Source organism: Catenulispora sp. GAS73, assembly GCF_041262085.1.
Classification (GTDB): domain Bacteria; phylum Actinomycetota; class Actinomycetes; order Streptomycetales; family Catenulisporaceae; genus Catenulispora.
This window is the reverse complement of record NZ_JBGCCM010000039.1, coordinates 41,354-64,878: the sequence shown is the minus strand read 5'-3', so window position 1 is coordinate 64,878 and position 23,525 is coordinate 41,354. Positions and strand designations below refer to the sequence as shown.

Genomic DNA, 23,525 nt, shown 5'->3' with positions numbered 1-23,525 from the left:
GGGGTGGATGAGCCAGGCGGCTGGTCGTGGGCCCGATGCGCCGACGCTGGAGTCGGTGGCGGCGCGTGCGGGTGTTTCGCGGGCCACGGTCTCGCGGGTGGTCAACGGTTCGTCGGTGGTGTCGTTGGGGGTGCGTCGGGCGGTCGAGGCGGCCATTGCCGAACTCGGGTACCGGCCCAATCGTGCCGCGCGTTCGCTGGCTACCCGCCGCGCCGGCTCGGTGGCGCTGATCGTCAGCGAGCCTGAGGAGTTGGTGCTGGCTGATCCGTTTCTGAGCTCGATGATCTGGGCGGTCGGGCGGGCGTTGGCCGGGTCGGACTTCGAGATGGTGCTGAAGATGGTCGGCAATGATGCTGAGCGTGCGGGGCTGGATCGCTTCCTGGACGGCGGCACTGTCGACGGTGTCATTCTGGTGTCCTTCCACGACGATCACCCGCCGGTGCGGTCCGTCGCGCAGGCGCGGTTCCCGGCCGTGGTGCTGGGCCGGTCTCTGGCGGCGCGGGATATGGCCTACGTCGACGCGGACAATGCTGGTGGCGCGGCTCGGGCCGTCCGCCATTTGGCGGCCGGCGGTCGCCGTCGGATCGCGACGATCGCCGGCCCCCAGAAGATGGCAGCCGGCTTCGACCGCCTCGACGGCGTCCGGCGGGAGCTCCAGGGCCCGCCTCTGGTGGCTTTCGGCGACTTCACGCTGCAGCGGGGCCAGGCGGCGATGGACGAGTTGCTCGGCCGCGCGCCGGACCTGGACGCCGTCTTCGCCGCCAGCGATCTGATGGCGCTGGGGGCGATCCGGGCGCTGCACGCCTCGGGCCGGGCCGTTCCGGACGACGTCGCCGTGATCGGGTTCGACGACGCGCCGCCGGCGAGGCTGGCCGACCCGTCGCTGACGACGATGCGCCAGCCGCTGAAGGACATGGCCCGGGCGCTGGTCGACGGCCTGCTGACACAGATCGGCGGCGGCGTGGCCGGATCGCCGGTGATGCTGTCCCCGGAGCTGGTGATCCGAGACTCGGCGTGATCAGGCGGCGAACGCCGACTCGGGGGGTGTCAGCAGGCTGTCGCTTCGCCGAGAAGCGAGTTCGCTGTGCGCCGTCGCTCTCGGCGGACACCCGGAGCGACCGGGTGGGGAACACCGAAGGGCGTGGCAGGCTTCTGAAACCCGCCGTCCCACGCGACGGCAGTCGGGAGTTGACACATCGAACCTCAAACGTTCGAACAGATTCCGATCGACCCGAGAACCCCGGCCGCTGCGCATCCCACGCGTACGATGGTCTGTGTGGCCGACCTGGGTCCTGGAGTCGTGCGGTTGTCCCGTCGGGCGCGGTGGGCGGGCCTGGCGGTGTTCACGGTCTTCATCGTGTTCGCCCTCGTGGCGCGGCTGGGGCGTGATCCGATACTCACGCTTGTCGGGGTGCTCGTCGCCTTTCTCGGCGGTGTTCCGTTCTTCCTGAGGGATGCTCGGCGGCTTCTCGCGTACGCGGGTGTGGCGCTCGGGGGAGTGGCGTTGCTCGCCACGGCTGATCCGCGCGATGTCGGCTGGTTCGCGGTCTCCGTGCTCGGGGCGTGGTGTGTGTTGGCCGGCGGGACGTTGGCGGGCGTCGTCCTGTGGGTCGCCGGCGTCGTCCTTTTCGCTGCGGAGTGGGCCGCCGACGTTCACGATCCGGGGTGGGGCGCCTGGACCGCGGGGCTGTCGTTCACCGTGCTCGCGGCGATGCTCGTGCGGCATCAGATAGTGCTGCTTGAGCGGCTGCGGGAGGCGCAGGCCGATCTGGCTGAGCGGTCCCGGGCCGAAGAGCGGGACCGGATCGCGCATGAGCTGCACGACGTGATCGCCCACAGCCTCACGGTGTCGCTGCTGCACGTCGCGAGTGCGCGGCTCTCGGTGGAGCACGATCCGCCGGACGCCGCGCGGGCGCTGGCCGAGGCGGAGCGGCTGGGGCGGCAGAGCCTGGCCGAGGTGCGGATAGTGATGGGCTTGCCGCATTCGGCCGACGGGGTGGCCGCGCCCGTGCCGAACATCGCCGACCTGCCCCGGCTGGTCGAGCAGGTTCGTGACGCCGGGGTCGACGTCTGCCTGACCGTGCACGGCGACATCAGTGTCCTGCCGGCCACCACCGGTGTCACCGTCTACCGGATCGTGCAGGAGGCCTTGACCAACGCCGCGCGGCACGCGCCGCGGATGCCGGTCGCCGTCGGCGTGTCGCTGAACTCTGAGACGCTGCGGGTGCGGGTCGACAGCGCCGGTGCTCCCGGCAACGGATTGGGCAGGGGGCTGCTGACGATGCGGGAGCGCGCGCACGCGGTCGGCGGGACGTGCACCGCCGGCCCGGGTGGCGGCGGCTGGCTCGTCGAGGCGTCCCTGCCGCTCACGACGCTGGACGCGCCGTGATCAGGGTCCTGCTCGTGGACGATCAGGACCTCGTCCGCGCGGGCCTGCGCGGAATTCTGCGCGAGCGGTTCGGCTTCCAGATCGTCGCCGAGTGCGAGGACGGGACCGGTGTGCTGGCCGCGGTGCGGGCCTGTGCGCCGGATGTCGTCGTGATGGACGTCCGGATGCCGGTCCTCGGCGGCATCGCGGCGACCGCTCAGCTGCGGGCCGCCGAGCCGGGGACGCCGGTCCTGGCCCTGACCACGTTCAACGACGACGAGGCCCTGGCCGGAATGCTCCGGGCCGGTGCCGCGGGCTTCGTCCTCAAGCACGTGGCCGCCGAAGAGCTGCAGCGCGCGGTGCGCGTGGTCGCCCAGGGCGGGGCCTGGCTCGACCCGGCGGTGACCGCGCACGTCCTGGAGGTCTATCGTGACGCTCCCGCGCGCGTACCGGAGGGCTCCGCCGAACTCGACCGGCTCACCGGCCGGGAGCGTGACGTCCTGAGGCTGATCGCGCGCGGGCACACCAACGCCGAGATCGCCGCCGATCTCGGCGTCGGCGAGGGAACGGTCAAGACGCACGTCAACCACATCTTCACGAAGCTGAACCTGCGGGACCGGGCAGCCGCGATCATCTTCGCGTTCGATCACCGGCTGGCGGACGATCGGACCTGAGACCCGCCGCCCGCCGCCCGCCGCCTCTACCCACGGGTGGAGGCGGACTTCCATCTCCGGCTTGACGCAATCGCCGCCGAGATCGCGAAGTATGTCCAGAGTGAACCAGTGGCGAGTAGGAAAGCGTGCCCGGGCCGGTTTCGCCTACCCAACCGCCCTTGGCTATCCGAATGTCCCGCGGATCTCGGGCTCTTCTTCTGTTCGCCTGCGGTCCGCGGGCGCTTCGTCAGGTGCTTCCCCAGGTGCTTCGTCGTCCGTCGTCCCATCATCGGCTCTCGGCGGAGCATCCCCTGCGTCCGCGACGCGGCACCAGCCCGCCGATCTGCCGAGGATCGCATGGGGCTGGGTCTCCTCCGCGATGGCCGCTCTCGCGGTGCTCCTCACAGCCCTCAGCTTCGGGTACGGCTTCGAGCGCGATGAACTGTACTTCCGTACTCTGCGTCCGGCCTGGGGCTATGTGGACACCCCGCCCCTGACCCCGCTTCTCGCGCGCCTGGCCGGGCACGTGTCCGGCAGCCCCTGGGCCATGCGGGTGCCGGCGACCGTCTTCGCGGTCGGCTCGGTGCTCGTGGTCGTCCTGATCACCCGCGAGCTCGGCGGCGGCCGCGGTGCCCAGGCCCTGTGTGCCTGGAGCTACGCCTTCGCGGCCACGCCCCTGCTCATGGGGCACGTCCTGCTCACGTCCTCGCTGGACCTGGTGGTCTGGCCGCTGGTCTGCCTGTTCGTGATCAGGGCGCTGATGCGTGAGGAACCGCGGTGGTGGCCGGCGGTCGGAGCGGTCATCGGCGTCAGCACCTACAACAAGCTTCTGGTCTCCCTGCTGATCGTGGCGCTCGCCCTGGGGATGCTGATCACGGGACCGCGGCGCGCGCTGGCCACCCGCTGGCTGGCGATCGGGGCGGGGGTGGCGCTGATCATCGCGGTGCCCAACCTCATCTATCAGGCGACGCACTCCTGGCCCCAGCTGACGATGAGCCGCGCGTTGAGCAAGCACAACGCCGGCAGCGTCCGGATCCTGATGTGGCCCTACTTGTTCCTGCTGCTGGGGCCGCCCCTGGTGCCGGTGTGGGTTGCGGGCCTGGTGACGCTGCGGCGTCGCCAGGTTTGGCGCGCTGTGCGGTTCCTGCCGACGGCCTTCGTGGTCCTGCTGCTGGAGACGTTCGCCGGCGGCGGTCAGCTCTACTACCCCGTCGGACTGCTCGTGGTGGTCTTCGCGGCCGGTTGCGTCCCCACCGCTGAGTTCCTCGCGCGGTCCACGGCGTGGCGACGTACCGCCTGGGTCGCGTTCTGCGTGAACGGCGCCGTGTCCAGCGTGATCGCGCTGCCGCTGATCCCGCTGTCCGTGCTGCACGACACCCCGGTGCCGTCGATCAACCAACTGGCGAAGGACCAGGTCGGATGGCCGGACTACGTGGCGCAGACCGCGGCTGTCTACGCCACCATTCCGGCGTCCGAGGCGGCGCACTCGGTCATCATCACCAGCAACTACGGAGAGGCCGGCGCGATCCTGAACTTCGGCGGCGCCTACGGCCTGCCGCGCCCCTACAGCGGCCACGTCGAGCTCTATTTCGACCGCCGCCCGCCTCAGGACACGACGACCGCGGTCATCGTCGGCGGCCAACTCGACCACGTCAGCACGTACTTCGCCGAATGCACAGTCGTCGCCCACCTGCACAACCGCTATGGCGTCGACAACGAGGAGCGTGGCCAGCCGGTCGCGATCTGCCGCAAGCCCGTCGCGGACTGGGCGACGCTCTGGCCGGCCTTTCAGCACTACGACTGATGGCCTGCGAGAGGGCGAGGAGGGTGGCCGCAATCGGCGCTCGCGCCTTCGGTGCCGTCACTGATCTCCGACAGACGCCGACTCACCTCCGGCGGCAACACGACGTCCAACGACAGCAGGTTCATCTCCAGATGGACCGGGTCCGCGGAGCCCGGAACCGGCACGATGTCCTCGCCGCGCGACAGCAGCCAGGCCAGAGCCAGGCGGCTGACCCCGATGTCCAGTTCGGCCGCCAGGCTTCTCAATGTTCTGAGCAGCGGCGATCGTTCCGGCTGCGCTTCGGTGACCCGTCCGGTGAGCAGGCCGCTGCCGAGCGGCCGGCAGGCGACCACACCGATCCCCAGCTCGCGCGCCAGCGGTAGCAGGTCGTCCTCGACCTGGCGCGCGGCCAGTGAGTACTCGGTGGCCAGCGCCGTGACGGGATGGACGGTGTGCGCGCGGACCAGGTCCGGGCCGGTGGGGTCGAACAGGCCCAGGTAACGGATCTTCCCCGCTTGGACAAGCCCGGCCAGCACCCCGATCTGCTCTTCGAGCGGGGTGGCGGGAGCCGGGACCGCTTCTGGCGCGTGCAGGAAATAGAGGTCGATGTGATCCATGGCCAAATGGCGCAGGGTGTTTTCGCATTCCCGCACCAGGGCTTGCGCGCTCGTCGGTCCCGGCCGGGTGTGAGCCGCTATCAGCGCGTCGGCACGCCGAGCGCCCACTGACCGGCCGACCCGCTGCAATCCCTCGCCCCCGGCGGAGGGGTCGGCGACGTCGAACAGCGTGACTCCCTCGTCCAAGGCCCGGTTGACCACCGCCGCGATCTCGCAGGTATTGTCCCCGGAGCCGAAAGACACGCAGCCCAGACCCAGTCTGGACGTGGTGGGACCCGCCGTTCCCAACCGCACACGGTGCATTGCCGAGCCTTCCAGCCGTCTGGACCTTTGCGGCTTCCACTTTGGGTTACGCGCTGGTAACCTGACAACCCCTCACGTTGTGTAGCGGCGTCTCCATAGAAGCAGAACCTGTTCTAGTGGGACGGCTCATTGCCGGCGGCGGTTCAAAGCTCGGCAGCGCACCCCTTCTGCGGGATCACTGCGGCTACAACTTTCGATACCGCGTCCGACTCCTTCGGCTCCCCAGGCGTGACCTGTGTTCAGATCCGGTGTAGTGCGCCCGAGCGGTCACTAGCGTCATATCTGAATTAGGGCACTTCTGGAAGGAGCACGGTTGTGCACGCCATCAGAAGCTCGCAGCGCTACCAGCCCTTCGTCCCGCTCGTCGTTCCGGACCGCGAGTGGCCCGACCGGGTCCTGACCGGCGCGCCGCGCTGGCTGTCGACCGATCTGCGTGACGGGAACCAGGCGCTGGCCACCCCGATGTCCCCGGCCCGCAAGCTCGCGATGTTCGAGCTTCTGGTCGAGATGGGCTACCGGGAGATCGAGGTCGGATTCCCGGTCGCCTCGCAGGACGACCACGACTTCGTCCGGCTGCTCATCGAACAGGACCTGATCCCCGACGACGTCCGGATCTCGGTGTTGGTGCCGGCCCGCGACGAACTGATCCGGCGGACGGTCGAGGTACTGGACGGGGCCGCGTCCGCCACCGTGAACGTCTACAACGCGACGGCCCCCTTGTTCCGCGAACTCGTCTACGGAATGGACCGGGACGAGTGCCGCAGCCTGGCGGTGCAAGGCGTCCGGTGGATGATGAAGTACGCCGAGCGGAGCTCGGGCGGCGGCCGGATCGGTCTGGAGTACTCGCTGGAGGCGTTCAACGAGACCGAGCACGAGTTCGCGCTGGAGGTCTGCGAAGCCGTCATGGCGGTCTGGCAGCCCGAGGCGGACCGCGAGATCATCCTCAACGTCGCCTCGACGGTCGAGCGCTCGCTGCCGCACGTCTTCGCCGACCAGATCGAGTGGCTGGACCGTCATCTGTCCCATCGGGAGAGCGTCTGCCTGTCCGTCCACCCGCACAACGATCGCGGGACCGGTGTGGCGGCAGCGGAACTCGCGATGCTGGCCGGTGCGCAGCGTGTCGAGGGGTGTCTGTTCGGCGGCGGGGAGCGGGCCGGAAACGTCTGCCTGGTGACCCTCGGTCTGAATCTGCTGACCCACGGCGTGGACCCCGGAATCGACTTCTCCGACCTCGGGAACGTTCGGCGCGTCGTCGAGGACTGCAGCCAGTTGCCCGTGCCGATTCGCCATCCCTATGCGGGCGAACTGGTGTTCACTGCCTTTTCCGGTGCGCACCAGGACGCCATCAAGAAGGGCTTCGACGCTTTGGACCGCGAGGCGGCGCTCAACGGGACCGATCCCGGGGAGTTGCCCTGGCGGATTCCCTACCTGCCCATGGATCCCCGGGACGTGGGTCGCGACTACGAGGCGGTCGTCCGGATCAACAGCCAGTCCGGGAAGGGCGGCGTCGCCTACATCATGGCCACGTGGCACGGACTGCGGCTGCCGCGGGGACTGCAGATCGAGTTCGCGCGGATCGTGCAGGAATCCGCCGAAGCCGCCGGATGTGAGATGACCCCGGATCGGCTCAAGGCGCTGTTCGAGCACGAATACGTGATGAGCGCCGACGGGTGCGCACCGCTTGCTCCGTTCGAGGCTGCCGGGCCTGCCGAGCCGGTACCGATCGCCGTCCGTCTGTACGTCGAGGATTCGACCGCCGACGGCCTGGACACGGCCCTGGCGCGATGGGGCGTCGAGGTATGCGAGGTCGTCCGGACCGGAGCAGTCGAGGGCGGGCCGGAATGCGAAGGCTCGGTCACGGTCTACGCCGAGTACTCCGGGAGCGGCGCGCCGCTGTGGGGCGTCGGGACCGGACCCGACCTGGTCGGTGCCGCACTGGCCGCGGTCCGCGTCGTCCGCCGACGGGGTGCGGGAGCGCCGATCGCCCCCGATGCCGCGGTGCCGGCGTGATGGCCCTGGTCGAACGGCAGGAGCAGCTGGACCTGCTGGACACGTTGCTGCGCGAGGCGTCGGCCGGCAGCGGACGGGCCGCGGTGGTCTGCGGCCCCGTCGGGACCGGGAAGAGCGCGTTGGTCGACGTCTTCGCCGAACGGGCTCAGCAGGCAGGCGCCTCAGTTCTCTCAGCGGTCTGTTCCGCGGAGGAGTCGGTTCTGCGGTGGGGTGTGCTGCGGCAGCTGATGCGCGGGGTGGATCTGGTGAGCGAGGCAGCCGGTCGTCTCGCGCGGTCGGCCTCGGCCGTCGGCGTCGCGCAGACCTGGCTCGCCGAAGAGGTCTGCCGCGCTCTGCTCGACGTCGCCGAGGACACCACGCTGGTCCTGATCCTGGACGACGCCCAGTGCGCCGACCCGGCGTCGGCGCAGTGCTTGTCGGCGCTGGCCCGGCGGGCTCGGAACTCCCGTCTCCTGATTCTCATCGCCGAGCCCGGTCCGCCCGATCCGCCGTCCGAGCTTCAGCTGGAGCTGATGCGGCGGCCCTCCACACACGTGATCCCGGTCGGCCCGCTCAGCGTGCGCGGGGTTCGGGCGCTGGCCGCGACCGTTCCGAACGCCGCAGATCCGGACGGACTCCACGAGCTCAGCGGTGGCAATCCGTTGCTCGTCACCGCCTTGCTCCGGGCCGAGGGCTACGGCAGCGCCGTTCTCGGATGTCTGCGGCGTGGTGATGCCGGTATGCGCGACGTCGCGGCCGGCTTGGCCGTACTGGGTACCACGCGCTGGATCGATCGCCTCCTGGACCGGGACGTGATGGAGACCGGGGCGGCACTGCGGGCTCTGGAACAGGCCGGAGTACTGCACGACGGCTGGTTCCGTGACGATTCGGCGCGGGAAGCCCTCCTGGTCGATCTCGGTTCCGAACAGCGCGTCCACCTGCACAGTCGCGCCGCGGATGTGACGTTCGAGGAAGGGGCCCCGCCAAACGTTGTCGCCGAACATCTGCTGGCGGCGCGCCGTACGCCTGGAGCGTGGGCTGTGCCGGTCCTGGAGTCGGCCGCCGGTTCGGCGCTCGCCGAGGGAAGCACCGAGCTGGCCATCGACCTGCTGAAGCTCGCCTGTCTGGCCTGTGAGGACCAGACGCGGTTGGCCGGGATCCGAACCACGTTGCTGCGCGCGCGGTGGCGGATCGACCCGAGTGCTCCGGCGCCGCACATGGCAGAGCTCACTGACGCCCTCCACCGCGGACACCTGCGGGGCAGCGACGCGTTGGTGCTGACCAAGGCCCTGCTGTGGCACGGCCGGTTCGACACGGCTCGCGAGGTCCTGACCAGTCTGCGGGAGTCCGACGCCCTCGCCGATCCGGACGCCTTGGCCGAGCTGCGCGATATCTACCCGTGGCTGCGGTGTTCCTACACTCCGATCCTGGATCATGTCCCCTCGCCGGGCGACCGGTTGCCGGCTTCCTTGGAACTCGACCCGGGGCGTCGGTGGAAGGCCGCGACGGCACTGGACAGTGTCCTGAGTCGGGGGCCTTCCGAGCCTGTCGTCGCGGAGGCGGAACGGCTCCTGCGCGGTGCGCGCCTGGACGAGATGGGGATGGACACCGTCGAATCGGCGCTGCTGGCCCTCACCTACAGCGAGTGCGCCGATCGTGCCGCACCTTGGTGCGACGGGCTGATCGAGGACGCCACGAACCGCCAGGCGCCGAGCCGGCACGCGCGGTTGCGCACGATCCGCGCCGAGATCAGCTTTCGCCAGGGCGACCTGCTCGTCGCCGAGCGTCACGCCCGATACGCGTTGGACGCCGTCGCGGATGCGGGTTGGGGTGTCACGGTCGGCGGGCTGCTGGCGAACCTGCTGCTCCCGCTCTTGGCGATGGGCCGGGATGACGAGGCGGAGGAGGAACTGGGGAGGGCGGTTCCGCAGGGGATGCTGCAAAGCCGCTATGGCCTGAACTACCTCCAGGCCCGCGGGCGATGCCGGTTGCGGGCGGGGAGCGTGGAATCAGCGGTGCAGGACTTCCAGCTGTGCGGCGACTTGATGACGCGCTGGAACATGGACAGCGCCGGGTTGATCGCGTGGCGCCTGGACCTCGCCGAAGCCAGGCTGGCGATGGGGGATCGGGATGAGGCACGCCGACTGTTGCAGGAACAGCTGAAGCGGTGCGGTCGGACGCTGCGGCGCACGCGGGGGATCACGATGCGGATGCTCGCGGCGACCGTTGACGGGCGGCGCCGGCTGACGCTGCTCCATCAGGCCGCGGATGTGCTGGAGTCCGTCGGCGACCGGTACGAGCTGGCCAGAGCCCTGACAGAGCTGACGGCGGCTTACATCACCCTCGGCGAGCCGCGCCGTGCCTCGGTGATCGGCCGGCGGGCCTGGGGCTTGGCGAAGACCTGCCACGCGCTGCCGCTGATCCGGCGACTGGCGGTCGACGTCGGGCCGGATCTGGAACCCGGGCCCGGGCCCGAGGCCGAGGACGGCTCGCCCGGTTCGGGGGTGCCGTCGCTGACGGAGGCCGAGCGGCGAGTGGTGCAGCTCGCCGGGGCGGCGTACACGAACGCTGAGATCGCCAAGCGGCTGTATGTCACGGTGTCCACGGTCGAGCAGCATCTGACCAGGGCCTATCGCAAACTCAACGTGACGAACCGGGCGGACCTGTCGTCGGTGTTGCAGTCGGTGTGAGGACGATCGGGGTGAGGATCACGCCGTCGGTGACCGCCCCGGTGACCAGGGCGCCGGCGAAGTCGAGGAAGGTGCGTATCAGTGTGAACCACGCCTTGTAGACGGACTCCTTGGCGCTGAAGAGCAGCCGGTCCCAGAAAGTCTCCGGGCGGCTGAGCGCGAAGCCCGCGATCCGCGCCATCCTGCTTTCCGTCAGGACCGGCCGTGCGACCGTTTGGCGGGAAGCAGCCCGCAGTCGACCGCGCGGTTCACGGCGTCCAGTCGTGACACCGCGCCCAGCTTCACGAAGATGTTCCGCAGGTGCCGCTTCACCGTCGGCACCGTGATGTCCAGCCGCTTCGCGATCTGGCTGTTGCTCATCGCCGCGGCCACCAGCCGCAGCAGCTCCAGCTCCCGGCTGGACAGCGGGTCCTGGCCGACCGGGCGGTGCATCAGGGACAGCCCTTCCCGGGAGACCGCCAGCACGATGCGCTCGTCGTCGCCGACGACGCTGCGCAGCGCGCCCACCAGTTCCTGGCGGTTGACGCTCTTCAGCAGGTAGCCGCGGCTGCCCGCGCCGATGAGCCGGCGGAGCACTTCCGGGCCGTCGTACATGCTCAGGATGATGACGCGGGTCGAGGGGGACAGCTGGCCGATGGCCACGACCGTGTCCAGCGCCTCCATGCCCGGCATCTCCACGTCCAGCAACACGACGTCCGGCTGGTTCCGTACCGCCTGCGCCACGGCCTCGTCGCCGGTGGCGGCCTCGCCGACGACCGCTATGTCGTCGTGCGCCTCCAGGATCTCGCGGACGCCGTCGCGGAACAGGGCGTGGTCGTCGGCGATGACGACGGTCGTCACCGGTGTCCGCCCGCCGGTCGGTCGAGGTGGGCCGGCCTCACCCGGCGCGGTCATCGGGCCGGCCCTTCAGCGGCACCCGGAACTCCACCAGCGTGCCGATGCCCAGCCTGGTGTTCACCCGCACGGCGCCGTCCAACAGCTCGGCGCGCTCGACCATCGACTTCAGCCCGACGCCGTGGCGTCCGGCCGGGACCCGCCCGGCGTCGAAGCCACACCCGTCGTCCTCGACCAGCGCCCGCAGAGTGTCGGGGGTTATCTCGATGTCGACGGCGATCACCGAGGCCGAGGCGTAGCGGAGCGCGTTGGCCACGGCTTCGCGGACGATCAGCAGCGTCTCGTCGAGGACCGTGGTCGGTGCCCACGCCTCGTCGCCGTTCACCACCAGGTCGATCTCGACGCCTTCGACGCTCGCGCTGTTCAGGTACGCGCGCAGCGCCTTTTCGAGGTTCTGGACCGGGTCAGGGGCGTGCAGGTCGGAGGCGACGGTGCGCAGGTTCCCCATCGACTCCTGGATGGCACGCTGCGCCGCTTCCACCTTCGCGTTGGCCTTCGTCGGCTGGCTGGTGCGGTACATCTCGTAGAGTTCGAGCTGCCGGTGTGCCACGCTGACGGTGTTGCCGACTCGGTCGTGAAGGTCGCGAGCTATGCGCCGGCGTTCGGCGACCTGGGCTCTGCGGACTTGTTGCAGGAGAAACCCCGTATAGCTGGAGACTGATTCGCGCACCCGAAGGTTCAGGCTCTCCTCAAGGGCCAGTGTCACCAGGACGTACTGGTTGAGCGATTCCGGGCCGGGTTCGATGAGCTGCGCCATGGCCGACAGAGCGGTTTGGAAGAAGGCTGAGGCGGCCTCCAGCGATTCCTTCGGATGGACTCCGTCGCGGGCCCTGGTCACCCCGATGCCCCGGGCGATCAGCCGGTAGTCGTCGGCCACGTGGACGCGGCCCCGGCGCAGGCTGGACACCACGTCGGAGATGATCTGCCCGGCATTGGCCAAAGACTGCTCAAGCGCGTGGGCGTCTCCGGCCACGCTGTTGCCCAAGGAGGCCAGGCGCTCGGCGTAGGTGCTCAGGATCTGTTCCCTGGCCGACTCGATCAGTCGCGCCGCAACCTCGCCCGGGCTGAGCGATGGGCGGCTCTCCTCCCCCATCTTCTCTCCCCGTTATTCACATGAATCAGGCTTGTGTGCGAGCTGTTCGTCACGACCCCGATTCGACGTATCAGAACACGATGAAGGTGCAGACGGAGCGTACCAGCGTTCAGATCTCGCCGGGGTGCTCAGTGCGGCAGACCCCAGATGGTAGCTGCCAACACGATATGCGTCACATGTTGCGTCCACATGAACGCGCGGTAAGGCGATCGCATCCGTCGGCGGTCTCTGGACGTCGGCGAGACGAAGCTCAGACGGCCGACGACGACGGCCCCGATGAGGACCACCCCGGCGCTCCAGACCAGAGGCGCCGACGAGATCCGGGCCGCGCCGCCGAACGACAGGGCCACCACGGCCGCCACCGCGGCGAGCAGCCGACGGGCCGAGCGTTCCCCGACCACGATCGGGAGCGTGCGCCGGCCGGCGATCCGGTCGCCCTCGACGTCGGACAGGTCCTTGGCGATCCCGCCGACGCCGCCCATCCACAGCGACATCGAGACCGCGAAGATCGCGAACGGGGCGCTGATCCCGTGCCCGACGGCCGCGCACCCGCCCAGATAGGTGATCAGGCCCAGAGCGATGCCGCCGAGGGTGCAGCTGATGTAAGTGTTCTTCAGTGGAAACGGCGGACCGGAGTAGCCGTAACCGACGAGCAGGAACAGCGTCGCGCAGAGCCCTTCGGTGAAGCCGAACGACCACGCGCACCCCAGAGCCGCGCAGGCGAGCACGGCCACGACCCGGCTCGCGTACCGCACCGACAGCCGTCCCGACGCGATGGGCCGGGTAGAGCCGTTCGCGATGTCCTCCCGGCGGTCGGCGATCCCGTTGAAGACGTAGATCGCGATCGTCGAGCAACTCCACCCGGCGGCGGCCAGGGCGATCCGTCCGGGGTGGGCCAGGTGCCCGGGGTCGACGAGCAGCGCGCCGGCGAGGAACCGCATCACGAAGACGGCCTGGACCACGGGCCGGGCCTCCGACCAGCAAGCCGCCAGGGGACGTACGTCCATGGTTCTCCCTCTCCGCCGGCTCGGCGGCGGCCGGCCCCGCGGCCGGGCAGCCGTGACTTCGCCGGTCATGGTCAGGCGTGATCCGACGCCGCGCCAAGGGGGGCTGGGGTGTGGTGTGGGGTCGGGGTGTGTCGTGTAGGGGTTCCAGGCTCGATCGCGCGACTCTTACATTCGAGGCGGCCAGCGAAACACAGGTGCGAATGAGCGCTGACCTTGCCGTCCGTTGCCCAACGGGGAGAGGCATGTAAGGAGGGGGACAGCAAATGACGACCGTATTCGGTGCCGACCCGGGTTTCCCCGAGACAATTTCCGTTTTCGTTCCCGCGCAAAGTGCGAAGCCTGTTCACGAAGCTCACGAGAATCACGACGCCCACGAAGAGCGTCTTGTGGCTGTTTACCGATATGCCGTGGATACCGGCGGCATCACGTCCGCCGCGCTCGCCGCGGCCGAGCTCGACATGTCCGCGGGCCAGGCCGAGGAGGCGATCGCGAGTCTGCGGGGCCGTCGCCTGCTCGCGGTCGATCCGGGAGCCGACGGCCTGCTGGTGGCCGTCGATCCCGAGATCGCGGCTCTGCTCCTGGTATCGCCGATGGAGCAAGAGATCTACCGCCGCAAGGAACTCATAGCCCAGATCCAGGAGCGCACCGAGTCCTTCCGCCGGGACTACGCGCGCAAGGCCCGGCCGGCCGCCGAGCCCGCGCCCGTCGAGCGCGTCGCCGACCCCGTCGCGGTCCGTGGATTCCTCAAGCTCGCCGCGGCCTCCTGCGCCGCCGAGATCCTGGTGCTGCAGTCCGGCGACTGGGACGCCGAGGAGTTCGACGACGTCCTGCGGGTCTGCGCGCAGCAGGCCGCGCGCGGCGTCGCGGTCCGTGTCATCTGCCGTCACCGGCACCGCGCCGAACTGCTCACGCGCCGCAAACTCAGGGACCTGACGGAGCTCGGCGCGCAGGTGCGCACGGTCAGCCACGTTCCGCGCGCGGCCGTCGTCTTCGACGGGGCGCAGGCGGTGCTGCTGGACGGCGCCTCGCCCGAGCCCGGTGCGTCCTGCGTGCGGGTGGACGTCGTGGTGCGCTTCCTGCTGGACGTCTTCGAGTACCAGTGGGACGCCGCGACGCCGGTCGACCGTTCGAACCCCGGCTACGCCGAGGCGGCCGACGACCTGCAGCAGTCCATCGCCGCCATGATGGCGCAGGGCCTCACCGACGAGGTCATGGCCCGCAAGCTCGGCATGTCGGTGCGGACCACTCGGCGCCACATCGCCGCGCTGATGCAGGACCTCGGAGCCGTCAGCCGGTTCCAGGCCGGGGCGCGGGCCGTGCGGCGCCGGCTCGTGGAAGCGGTCTGAAGCTCGCTCAGAGGCGCCGTTGAGAGCTCTGCGGCGCAGGTTCATCCAGCGCGCGAAGAAAGCGTCCGATCGCCTCCGATCAGATCTGCGCCGCCGTTCGGGCCGGCCCGACACCGGGATTCTGTATTCCGCACTGCCCGGGAATGGCGGCCACTTGTTGTCAGTACTCTTCGCGCCGATGTCGCTTGACCCTCACGTTGAATGTTGATGCGCTGTCATTGCAGGGGAATGAAGGGGGTGCACCGATGGTGGTTCAGCAGAATTCCGCGTCCGTGGAACCGATAGCCGTCATCGGCATGTCCTGCCGGCTGCCGGGAGCCGCCGATCCGGACGCTTTCTGGGACCTCCTGCGCGACGGCGTGGACGCGGTCACCGAGGCGCCCGAGGACCGGTGGCCGACCGCCCTGGTGCCCGAGTACCGCCGCGGCGGATTCCTCGACGACGTCGCGGGATTCGACGCCGCCTTCTTCGGGATCTCGCCGAACGAGGCCGCGGCCATGGACCCCCAGCAGCGCCTGGCGCTGGAGCTGGCGTGGGAGGCGCTGGAGTACGCGCGGATCGTGCCCGAGACGGTGCGGGACTCGGACGCCTCGGTGTTCATCGGCGCGATCGGGAACGACTACGCGGGGATCCAGGACCGCCTCGGCGTCCAGAGCCCGCATTCTTACACCGGCACGCACCGGACGATCATCGCCAACCGGGTCTCGTACTTCCTCCGGCTGCGCGGCGCCAGCCTGACCGTGGACACCGGACAGTCGTCCTCGCTGGTCGCGGTCCAGATGGCCTGCGAAAGCCTGCGACGCGGCGACACCGGCCTGGCGCTGGCCGGCGGGGTGAACCTCAATCTCGCCGGGCAGACGACCGCGGCGATCGGACGGTTCGGGGCCCTGTCCCCGGACGGCCGGTGCCACGTCTTCGACGAGCGCGCCGACGGCTACGTCCGCGGCGAGGGCGGGGCGCTGGTCGTGCTCAAGCGGCTCGGCGACGCCCGCCGCGACGGCGACCCCGTGCACTGCGTCGTCCTCGGCGCGGCGGTGAACAACGACGGCGGCGGCGCGGGGCTGACGGCACCGAGCCGGCGCGCGCAGCAGGAAGTCATCGAGCTCGCCTGGCAGCGATCCGGCGTCCGGGCCGCGGACGTCCGGTACGTCGAGCTCCACGGGACCGGGACGCCGGTCGGCGACCCGATCGAGGCGGCGGCGCTCGGCGGGGCTCTCGCCGGCCCGCACGGGACCGGGGGCCGGGACCGGCTGCTGGTCGGGTCGGTGAAGACGAACATCGGGCACCTTGAGGGCGCGGCCGGCATCGCCGGACTGGTGAAGGTGGTCCTGAGCCTGCGGCACGGCGCCATCCCGGCGACTGTCGGGTTCGAGAAGCCGAACCCGCGGATTCCCATGGACGACCTCGGCCTGGAGGTCGTCTCGACGACCCGGGCCTGGCCGGGGGGCGATCGGCCGGCCGTCGCGGCCGTCAGCTCCTTCGGCATGGGAGGCACGAACTGCCATCTGGTGCTGGCCCAGGTGCCTGATGAGGCGACGGCACCGGCGACGTCCGCCGTGCTCACGACGCCCACGACGCCCACGATGCCGCCGGCCACCGGTGATCTGCCGTGGATCCTCAGCGGCAAGACCCCCGAGGCGGTTCGAGCCCAGGCAGAACGACTGTCCCAGCGGATCGCCGCGGGCCCTGGTCCCAGCACCGAATCGGTCGGCCGGTCGCTGCTTCGCACGCGCACCGCGTTCGAGCACCGCGCTGTTCTCTTGGGCCCGGACAACGGTGCGAGCCTGGCGGCCCTGGCTTCGGGCAGCCCTGACGAGTCGACGGTCGTGGGCGCGAAGGTGGACGGCCGCTGTGCGTTCGTCTTCCCCGGCCAGGGATCGCAGTGGCCTCAGATGGCTCGAAGCCTGATGGCCGAGTCCGCCGTGTTCCGGGCGGGCATCGAGAGCTGCGCCGAAGCGCTCGCGCCGTTCACCGGGTTCTCCCTGGTCGAGGTGCTGCTGGGAGACGAGGGCGCGCCGGACTTCGACCGGGTCGACGTGGTGCAGCCGGCTCTGTGGGCCGTCATGGTCTCGCTGGCGACGCTGTGGCGATCGCAGGGAGCTGAGCCGGATCTGGTCATCGGCCATTCGCAGGGCGAGATCGCGGCCGCGACCGTGTCCGGTGCCCTGTCACTGTCCGACGGGGCCCGGGTCGTCGCGTTGCGCAGCAAGGCCATCGGGGCGATCGCCGGCGGCGGGGGGATGCTCTCGGTCGCGGCTCCGGTGTCCGTCGTCGAATCCTTCATCGCCGACCACGCTCCGCGGGCGACTGTGGCGGCCGTCAACAGCCCTCGCTCCGTGGTCGTCTCAGGAGCCAACGAAGCACTCGCCGAACTCCAGCGCCGACTGGACGCTGCCGGGTACCGGACCAAGCTGGTCCCGGTCGACTACGCGTCCCACTCGGTCGCGGTCGACGAGCTCCGCGACGAACTGCTCGCCGCGCTCGCGCCGATTCAGCCGGTTTCCACGGACGTCCCGTTCATCTCGACGCTCACCGGCGAACAACTGGACACCGCCGAGCTCGACGCGGACTACTGGTTCCGAAGCCTGCGGCACGGTGTGCGGTTCGCCGACGCCGTGCAGGTCGCGCTCGACCACGGCTGCGGCGTCTTCGTCGAGTGCAGCGCTCATCCGGTGCTGGTCGGGGCGATCGAGGAAACCGTCGAGGCCGCCGAGCGCGAGGCGGTCGCGCTCGGGACGCTGCGCCGGGAACAGGGCTCGCTCGGCCAGTTCCGGCTGGCGCTGGCGCAGGCGTATGTGGCCGGTGTCGCGGTGGACTGGACGAGCTCGGTCGCCGAGACGGGCCCGGCCGCCGAGACTGCCGCGACCTTGATCGACCTGCCGACTTATCCGTTCCAGCGCCGTCGTTTCTGGGTCGGCGAGGCAGCACCCGCGGTGTCGGCGGCCCACGCGTACTCCGGCCCGCTGAAGACCCGCGGCGAGACCAGAGATCTGATTCTCTCCGCGACGGCTTCAGCCCTCGGCCACCAGGACGCCGCGGACCTTCGGCCTGGCTCGACGTTCAAGGACCTGGGCGTCGATTCGGCGATCGCCGTCGAGTTGCGCGGCCGGCTGCGGTCGGCGACCGGCCTGGCCCTCCCGGCCGGGCTGCTGTTCGACTACCCGACGCCCGACCGGCTGGCCGAGCGCCTCCATACCTTGATGCAGGCCGGTGCCGCCGTCCCGGTTCACAGCGATCACGGCCGTCACAGCCCTCCCGCGACCTCGTCGTCGGCTGGCGACGACGCGATAGCGATCGTCGGCATGGGCTGCCGCTACCCCGGCGGTGTGGCCTCGCCCCAGGACCTGTGGGACCTCGTCGTGGAGGGCCGGGACGCGATCACCGAGTTCCCGGCGGATCGGGGCTGGGATTTCGAGGCGTTGTTCGCGACCGGGGCCGGCCCCTCGGGGACCAGCGACACCCGGTTCGGAGGGTTCCTGCACGACGCCCACGGCTTCGACGCCGAGTTCTTCGGCATCAGCCCGCGCGAGGCGACGGCGATGGACCCGCAGCAACGCCTCCTGCTGGAGATCTGCTGGGAGGCGCTGGAACAGGGCGGCATCCGCCACGAGTCGCTGCGGGGCAGCAGCACCGGCGTGTTCGTCGGCGCGATGGCTCCCGACTACGGCCCCCGGCTTCATCAGCCCACCGAGACCGTGGACGGGCACCGGCTGACCGGTACGGCGCTCAGCGTCGCCTCCGGACGTGTCGCCTACACCTTCGGCCTGGAGGGTCCGGCGGTCACCGTCGACACCGCGTGCTCCTCCTCGCTCGTGGCGATCCACTGGGCGGCCCAGGCGCTGCGCCGCGGCGAGTGCACGCTCGCGCTGGCCGGAGGCGTGACGGTGATGGCGACGCCCGGCATGTTCGTGGAGTTCTCGCGGCAGGGCGGACTGTCCGCCGACGGACGGTGCAAGGCGTTCTCCTCCGAGGCGGACGGCACCGGCTGGGCCGAGGGCGCCGGGATGCTTCTGCTGGAACGGCTGGACGACGCCCGCCGCAACGGTCATCCGGTACTGGCCGTGATCCGGGGATCGGCGGTGAACCAGGACGGCCGCAGCAACGGCCTGACCGCGCCGAACGGACCGTCCCAGACCCGGGTCATCCGGGCCGCGCTGGCCGACGCCGGGCTCGGGCCGGCGGACGTGGACGCCGTCGAGGCCCACGGCACGGGGACCAGGCTTGGCGATCCGATCGAGGCCGAAGCCCTGATGGCCGCCTACGGACAGGACCGCGAGCAGCCGCTGTCGGTCGGCTCGGTGAAGGCCAACATCGGGCACACCCAGGCGGCGGCCGGAGTCGCCGGTGTGATCAAGATGGTCATGGCGATGCGGAACGGCCGCTTGCCGGCATCCCTGTACGCCGACCGGCCGACGGCCGAGGTCGAGTGGTCCGGCGCCGGAGTCAGGCTGCTGGCTCAGGCGCAGCAGTGGCCGCAGGTGTCGCGGCCGGTGCGCGCGGGGGTGTCCGGCTTCGGCATCAGCGGCACGAACGCGCATGTCGTGCTGGAGCAGGCGCCCAGCGCCGCGGTCATCGGCGGCGCGACCAGCGTTTCCAACGATCCCCTCGGCGGCGCCGACTCTGTCGCTGTTCCGGCCCGGCCGCTGATCTGGGCCTTCTCTGCGCATTCCGGGCCCTCGCTGCGCGAATACGCAGCCCGCCTTCTCGACCACGCGCTCACAGCCGCGCCCGAAGACCTGGTCGCGGCGGGCACGGCCCTGGCATATCGCTCCGAGTTCGAGCACCGCGCCGTCGTCATCGCTGACGCTCCCGAGGAGCTCTTCTCGGCTCTCGCCGCGATCGCCGACGGCGCGGAGCACCCCGCTGCGACGATCGGCGCCGCAGCTCCCGACGTTCGCCCGATTCTGGTGCTGCCCGGCCAGGGCTCGCAGTGGCCCGGGATGGCCGTCGATCTGCTCGACACCGACGAGGCCTTCAGCGACCACCTCCGGCACTGCGACAAAGCCATCAAAGCGCACACCGGCTGGTCGGTGATAGACATCCTTCGCCAAGCACCCGGTGCACCCGAACTGACCGGTTCCGACGTCGTCCAGCCGGTGCTCTTCGCGGTGATGGTGTCGCTGGCGGCGGCTTGGCGGGCGGTCGGCGTCGAGCCGGCGGCGGTCATCGGTCATTCCCAGGGCGAGATCGCCGCGGCCTGTGTGGCCGGCGTGCTGACGGTCGAGGACGCCGCCAGGATGGTCGCCCTGCGCAGCAAAGCCCTGATGCGGCTCACCGGCACCGGCGGCATGGCCGCCCTCACTCTTCCCGCCGACCGGGTCGAGCCCATGCTGGAGCGCTGGGCCGACCGGCTGTGGATCGCCATCGTCAGCGGCCCGGAGAGCACCGTCGTCGCGGGCGACCTCGACGCCCTCGACGAGTTCGGCGTCGAGTTCGGCGACCAGGTCCGCATCCGCCGAGTCGCCATCGACTACGCGGCCCACACCCCGCACATCGAACAGCTGCGGGACGAACTGCTCGCCATCGGCGCCGGCCTGACGCTCCAGCCGGCCGACGTCGCCTTCTGCTCGGCGCTCACCGCCGACTTCGCCGACTCCTCCGAGCTCGGAGCCGGCTATTGGTTCCAGGGCCTGCGCAACCCGGTGCGCTTCCGGGAGACGACCCTGCGCGTCGCAGAACCCGGATTCCCGGTGTTCATCGAGGCCAGCCCGCATCCGGTCCTCATCGGCCACGTCCAGGATTCCCTGCGTGAGGCGGGGATCCGAGGTGCCGCGGTCGGATCGCTCCGGAAGAAGGACGGAGGCCGCGCTCGGTTCCTGCGGTCGGCTGCCGAGGCCTACGTCCTCGGCGCTCCGGTCGACTGGCGTGAAGTCCTCGGCCCGGTGTCCTCGTCCTCCCGGCGGATCGAGCTTCCCAACCGTCCCTTCGACCGCCGCCGGTACTGGCTCGACGGTGCCGAAGCGGCGTCCGGCCATCCGCTGCTCGGCGCGTTCGCCTCGCTCGCGGAGTCCGACGGCTATCTCGCCGCCGGCCGGCTGTCCCGCGTCGGCGCGCCGTGGCTCGCCGATCACGGCGTCGGCGGCACGGTGCTCCTGCCGGGCACGGCGTTCGTGGACTTCGCGCTGGAAGCCGCCGCGGCCTGTGGCGGCGACCGGGTGGAAGACCTCGTGATCACCGCGCCCGTCCTGCTCCCCGAGACCGCGGCGCTTGAGGTGCAGGTGGCCGTCGGCGCCGCCGACGAGGCCGGCCGGCGCGGCGTCACCGTGTATCTCCGGCCCGCCGACGACTCCGAAGCGACCTGGACCGCGCACGCGAAAGCGACGATCGGGACCGCCGCCACGGATCTGCTCGACGCCCCGCCGGCCGATCTGCCCGGCGATGCCGAGCCGGTCGATCTGGAAGGCGTCTACGAACGTCTCGCAGACCTCGGATACAGCTACGGTCCGGCGTTCCAGGGCCTGGCTAAGGCGTGGCGGGCCGGCGGGGCGACCTGGGTCGAGGTGACGCTGCCGGACCACGTCCGCCACGACGCCGGCCGCTTCACCGTTCACCCCGCGCTCTTGGACGCAGCCCTGCACATCCTCGTGCTAGACGGCCTGGCCGGCGCTGACGACGCCATCGAGACACTTCTGCCGTTCGCATGGACCGGGATCCAGGCGGCGGCGCGCGGAGCCGACGGCATCCGAGCCCGCATCACGCCGATCGGTGAGGACCAGTTCGCGCTCGATCTGTACGACACTTCCGGACAGCTGATCGCAGAGATCGAAAGCCTCGCGTTGCGTCGTGCGCCGCGACTCGGCGGCGACTCTTCCGCCGCACCCGACGCCGCGGTCGATCACGCCCTCGAATGGGTCGCATGGAACGCGAGCCCGGCGGCCGAAGTGCATGCGGCCGATGTGGACGCGACCGCCGGAGGCTGGGGCCTGCTCGGCGACGGCGAGCTCATCGAATCTGTCGAAGCCGCGTTGACCGCCGCCGGAGCGGCGCCCCGGCGTGCCTACGATCTTCCGTCGTTGGGAGAACTGTCGGCCGCCGACGCTCCCCGGTACGTCGTCGTACCCTGTCTCGCCGACGCCGACCCGGACGACGTGCCCTACTCCCTGCGCGAAGCCTTGGACGAACTGCTCGGACACCTCCAGACCTGGATCGGTGACGAGCGTTTCGCAGCCAGCCGTCTCGTGGTCGTCACCCGGGGGAACCTGGCCGGCAGCGCCGCCTGGGGCCTCGTGCGCTCGGCGGAGACCGAGCACCCCGGCCGGTTCGCGCTGGTGGACCTGAACGAGAAGGCGTCCGCGGACTGGCACCGCGTCGCCCGGGCCATCGAGTCCGGTGAGACCCAACTCGCGGTCCGCGACGAAGTGATTTACGTTCCGCGTCTTGTCCGGCGCACCTCGCCACAGACCGGCGACGCTCCGGACCTCGCTCTGACGGGCACCGTCCTGATCACCGGTGGAACCGGCGCGCTGGGCGCGCTCATCGCTGAACACCTTGCCGCCGAGCACGACGTCCGGCATCTGCTACTGGTGTCCCGGCAGGGCCCGAACGCACCGGGAGCCGACGAGCTGAAGGCGCGGCTCACGAACGTCGGAACCGAAGTCACCATCGCCGCCTGCGACGTCTCCGACCGCGACGCCCTGGCCGAACTCCTGACCCGCATCCCCGACAACCGTCCGCTGACCGGAGTCGTCCACACGGCCGCCGTGTTGGAGGACGCCACCGTCGAGGCCCTGTCGACGCACCACGTCGACGCCTCACTCGGCGCGAAGGCCGACGGCGCCTGGCACCTCCACGAGCTGACCCGGAACCTCCCGCTGTCGATGTTCGTGCTCTTCTCCTCCGTCGCCGGCCTGATCGGCACTGCCGGTCAGGGCAACTACGCGGCGGCGAACGCCTTCCTCGACGCGTTGGCCGACCACCGCCGTGCCGCGGGCCTCCCGGCGGTGTCGATCGCGTGGGGGCTGTGGGACACGCCGAGCAGCATGGCCGGGAGCCTGACCGAAGCCGACCTCGCCCGGATGTCCCGCGCCGGCATCGCCCCGATGAGCGTTGAGCGGGGACTGGCCGGATTCCGGGCGGCCCTGGCCGCGACCGATCCGGTCTTCGTCGCAGCTGCCTGGGACATGAGTGCTCTGCGGCAGCGCGCCACGAACGACACGCTCCCGCCGATCCTGCGCGCTCTGGTGCCGGCGACTCGTCGCGTCATGGCGAAGGCCAAGACCTCCGGTACCGCGGCGGCGCGCGCGTCCGACCGGCCCCGCACCGACCTCGCGACCCGCCTGGCGTCGATGAACCGTGAGGACGGGATCAAGGTGGTCGTCGATTTGGTCCGCTCGCACGTCGCGGCCGTCCTGGCGCACAGCGGCCCCGACGACGTGGACATCCGACGATCGCTCAGCGAGATGGGCTTCGACTCCCTGACCGCCGTGGAACTGCGCAACCGGATCGACACCGCGACCGGCCTGCGCTCGGCCGCGACGGTCGCCTTCAACCACCCGACCGTGAGCGCGCTGGCGGAGCACATCCACAGCGTTCTGGCTCCCGAGCCGCCCTCGCCGCAGGACATGCTGCGCGCCGTCCTGGACACCATCCGGCCGAGCCTGCCGGACTCGGACGACGGTGCGCGCGGCGCGGTCGCCGCCCTGCTCCACAGCGCGCTGGCGCAGTGGGACCTCGGCGGCGACCAGCGTCGGCCGGCTCTTCAGGACAAGATCCACTCGGCGTCCGACGACGAGATCTTCGCCCTCATCGACAACGAGATCTGACGTTCCCGGAAAGGCATCTG

The 23,525-nt window shown here is 70.7% G+C and carries 13 protein-coding genes; 8 read left to right on the top strand and 5 right to left on the bottom strand.

The window, feature by feature from the left end:
• Positions 1-7 precede the first annotated feature (7 nt).
• The 4 genes from ABH935_RS41320 (at position 8) to ABH935_RS41305 (ending at position 4,825) form a co-directional block, all read left to right on the top strand.
• Positions 8-1,018 carry a LacI family DNA-binding transcriptional regulator gene (locus ABH935_RS41320; RefSeq protein WP_370383444.1) on the top strand — a complete coding sequence of 337 codons (1,011 nt, stop codon included), beginning with the start codon at positions 8-10 and terminating at the stop codon, positions 1,016-1,018.
• A gap of 258 nt (positions 1,019-1,276) precedes the next feature.
• On the top strand, positions 1,277-2,389 hold the full coding sequence (locus ABH935_RS41315) for a sensor histidine kinase (protein WP_370383443.1): 1,113 nt from the start codon (positions 1,277-1,279) through the stop codon (positions 2,387-2,389).
• A 14-nt stretch (positions 2,390-2,403) separates the two neighbouring features.
• Positions 2,404-3,042 carry a response regulator gene (locus ABH935_RS41310; protein ID WP_370383442.1) on the top strand — a complete coding sequence of 213 codons (639 nt, stop codon included), beginning with the start codon at positions 2,404-2,406 and terminating at the stop codon, positions 3,040-3,042.
• Positions 3,043-3,400: 358 nt separating this feature from the next.
• The gene (locus ABH935_RS41305; protein ID WP_370383441.1) at positions 3,401-4,825 is read left to right on the top strand and encodes a glycosyltransferase family 39 protein; all 1,425 of its coding nucleotides are present in this window, start codon (positions 3,401-3,403) and stop codon (positions 4,823-4,825) included.
• On the opposite strand, the gene ABH935_RS41300 is transcribed toward ABH935_RS41305, so the two are convergent.
• Entirely contained in the window at positions 4,816-5,724 is a 909-nt protein-coding gene (locus tag ABH935_RS41300; RefSeq protein ID WP_370383440.1) for an aldo/keto reductase, read from the bottom strand. The two genes, ABH935_RS41305 and ABH935_RS41300, sit on opposite strands and share 10 nt — an antisense overlap.
• A 315-nt stretch (positions 5,725-6,039) precedes the next feature.
• Between ABH935_RS41300 and ABH935_RS41295 the strand changes: the two genes are divergently transcribed.
• Positions 6,040-7,734, top strand: a complete 1,695-nt coding sequence (locus ABH935_RS41295; protein WP_370383439.1) for a 2-isopropylmalate synthase — start codon at positions 6,040-6,042, stop codon at positions 7,732-7,734.
• Complete coding sequence (locus tag ABH935_RS41290) at positions 7,734-10,403, top strand: AAA family ATPase (RefSeq protein WP_370383438.1); 2,670 nt, start codon at positions 7,734-7,736, stop codon at positions 10,401-10,403. The genes ABH935_RS41295 and ABH935_RS41290 overlap by 1 nt, the downstream gene beginning before the upstream one ends.
• Here ABH935_RS41290 and ABH935_RS41285 read toward each other — a convergent pair.
• The 4 genes from ABH935_RS41285 to ABH935_RS41270 form a co-directional block, all read right to left on the bottom strand.
• Positions 10,354-10,584 (bottom strand): 4'-phosphopantetheinyl transferase superfamily protein, encoded by a 231-nt coding sequence (locus ABH935_RS41285; protein ID WP_370383437.1) that lies wholly within the window; start codon positions 10,582-10,584, stop codon positions 10,354-10,356. The two genes, ABH935_RS41290 and ABH935_RS41285, sit on opposite strands and share 50 nt — an antisense overlap.
• Positions 10,585-10,595: 11 nt before the next feature.
• Positions 10,596-11,243 carry a response regulator gene (locus ABH935_RS41280; RefSeq protein WP_370383436.1) on the bottom strand — a complete coding sequence of 216 codons (648 nt, stop codon included), beginning with the start codon at positions 11,241-11,243 and terminating at the stop codon, positions 10,596-10,598.
• 37 nt (positions 11,244-11,280) lie between these two features.
• Complete coding sequence (locus tag ABH935_RS41275) at positions 11,281-12,390, bottom strand: sensor histidine kinase (RefSeq protein ID WP_370383435.1); 1,110 nt, start codon at positions 12,388-12,390, stop codon at positions 11,281-11,283.
• A 128-nt stretch (positions 12,391-12,518) separates the two neighbouring features.
• Complete coding sequence (locus ABH935_RS41270; RefSeq protein ID WP_370383434.1) at positions 12,519-13,397, bottom strand: UbiA family prenyltransferase; 879 nt, start codon at positions 13,395-13,397, stop codon at positions 12,519-12,521.
• A gap of 386 nt (positions 13,398-13,783) precedes the next feature.
• Here ABH935_RS41270 and ABH935_RS41265 point away from each other — a divergent pair, with 386 nt between their 5' ends.
• Complete coding sequence (locus ABH935_RS41265) at positions 13,784-14,743, top strand: hypothetical protein (RefSeq protein ID WP_370383433.1); 960 nt, start codon at positions 13,784-13,786, stop codon at positions 14,741-14,743.
• 245 nt (positions 14,744-14,988) lie between these two features.
• Positions 14,989-23,505, top strand: a complete 8,517-nt coding sequence (locus tag ABH935_RS41260; RefSeq protein ID WP_370383432.1) for an SDR family NAD(P)-dependent oxidoreductase — start codon at positions 14,989-14,991, stop codon at positions 23,503-23,505.
• Positions 23,506-23,525: the final 20 nt, after the last annotated feature.